Raw genomic sequence first — 2,202 nt, 5'->3', positions numbered from 1 at the left:
GGGTGGCGGCCGGGGGCGGGTTGTGGGCGGCCGGGGCCGAGGCGTTGGCCGCCGGGGTCACCGCCGCCGGTGCGGTCGCGCAGGCCGAACTGCTGCGCGCCGCGCACACCGCACGCCTCGCCGGGCTCCCACAGCCGGAGGCCGCCGCCCTGCGGGTCGTACGCGGCCTGCGCGCCGCCCGCGAGCGCGACGCCGCCCAGCGGCTCGGCGACCTCACCACCGCGTTCCGCGAACTGCTGCGCACCGCCGCACTGCTGGCGTCCGGGACCGGCGGTCCCGGGCTGACCGGCGGCCGCCGCGCCTACACCGCCGGGGGCAGCCTCCGCGTGTACGGCGTGTGCCGTGAGCCGGTGCTGACCGCCACGGGGTACGGAGGCGTCGTCACCCACCTCATGGGCGCCGACGGCTCCGCCTACTCCCTGTCGGACGTCCGGCCCGGCGGGCTCGCCCGCGCCCGGGGGGCCGGGGCCGCTTCCGTCGCCCTCGGCGGCGGCGCGCTCGACCACGCGGGGCTGGCCCGCACGGGCCTGCGCGTCGTCGGCGCGACGGTCTCCGCCGACGGCCGGCTCGGTGCCGGACGCGGCGTGCGGGCCACCCCCACGCCCGGGGCGGCATGGACCGAGGAGCCGCTGGCCGCCCTGTTCGCGCGCCCGGCCGCCGAGGCCGTCGCCGAGCTGCTGTCGCCGGAGGTGGCGGAGCCCGGCCTGCTCGGCTGCGACGTCGAGGTCGTCGGCGCGGCGGGCGAACACCTCCTGGTGCGGGAGCTGCGCGCCGACGCGCCGCTGCTGCGGCTGCGCCCGGCACACCCGCACCCGGAGCTGGCGCACGCCGCCAACCTGCGCCGCCTGGCCGGGTGTCCGGGGCTGGCGGTGCGCGTGCTGGGCCGCCCGGACCCGGACCGGGCGGCGACGCTGATCCCCCTCGCCGTGGGCCCCGTGCCGGAGGCGGCGTACACGCTCCGGCTGCCTCCGGAGTGGCGGGACCGGGCCGACCTCGGCTACGACCGGCTCCAGGGCAGCCACTTCCCCGGCGACGCCCCCGCCGCGGGGCACCACGTAGAGCCGGGGCCGGACCCGCTGGCCGACGCGCCGCTGTGGCGGGTACGGCGGCTGCTGGAGACGGCCGTCGCGGGCGGACGCCGGGCGGTGGCCGAGACCGCACGGGGGCCGCAGCCGCTGACCCCGTACGGGCCGCTGCGCCGGGCCGGGTTCGGGGCGGCGGCCGACCTGGCGGCCGACCTCGTCGCCGAGGCGGACCGCCGCCCCCGGGACGGCTTCGGCCGCCTCACCGACCCCTCGGCCGACGCCTACGCCTGGGCCTGGCTGGCGGCGTCCACCCACCTGACGGCAGCACAACGCTCCCTGGTGACCGCCTCCTGGGCCTGACCCCGGGCACCACCCCTTCCCGGAGCCGGGACGGGGTGGTGCGTACCTGAGCCACCGATACCCGGCGGCCATCCGGCCAGGCCCCGCGCAGCCCCGCGCCGTGCACCGCCAGGCGGAGTACGTCCTCGTGCCGGGCCCGCCCGCGCGGTGCCACGGCACCTCCACACCCCCGCACGGCCGAACGGAGACCGACGCGGCAGGGCGCGTGCCGGAGCTGATCGGCCGCCCAGGAGACCCGCGAAGCTCTACCCGGCTGCCGCCAGGGGTGGCCCTCGTGCCCGCAGTGCCGGGTCGAGGCCGCCCACGAGGGGCGGCCCGTCCTACGGGGCCCAGGACGGCGACCCCGCGGAGCAGGCGCCGCGCCCCCGGCATCGCCCCGAGCCCCCGAGCCACTCGCCCCGCGCGCCGTCCCCCGGCGCTGGTCACGGCGGCTCCGGCGCGTGGCGGGGTGGGGCGCGCTCCGGTAGTTTCCGGCCAACTCCCGTACCGGTTCGCCCCGTACGGGGGCCATCCGGGGCAGCCGCACGGGGGCGGGTCCGGAGCGTCGGCCGTGGCTGGAATCCGCCCCACCGCCCCGGCTTCCGGGGTGAATCCAGCGTTTCTGGCTCGCGGCCTGCCCACACTCTTCCCGGGAGGGTCCCGCACCGCGCGCCGGCCCCCGAGTCGAGGGGGCGCGATGACACCGGAGGGGCACCACCACGTACGGGCTCACCAGGGCCGACTGGTCGCCGTAACCGTCGGGGTGACGGCAATGGCCGCGGTGGCCCTCGCCGCCCGGGCGGTCTCCGCCACCGGCGCGGGCCGGCCCGTCCTGCTG

At 80.3% G+C, this 2,202-nt stretch carries 1 protein-coding gene; it reads left to right on the top strand.

Going from position 1 to position 2,202, the window contains the following annotated elements; translation table 11 throughout:
* Positions 1–1,385: hypothetical protein (locus tag ACFV0Q_RS40930; RefSeq protein ID WP_385013116.1), on the top strand; the 1,385-nt coding region annotated here is incomplete at its 5' end.
* Between the last annotated feature and the right edge of the window lie 817 nt (positions 1,386–2,202).

Source organism: Streptomyces sp. NPDC059564, from assembly GCF_042735575.1.
GTDB lineage: Bacteria > Actinomycetota > Actinomycetes > Streptomycetales > Streptomycetaceae > Streptomyces.
This window is presented reverse-complemented; position numbering and strand designations above follow the sequence as displayed.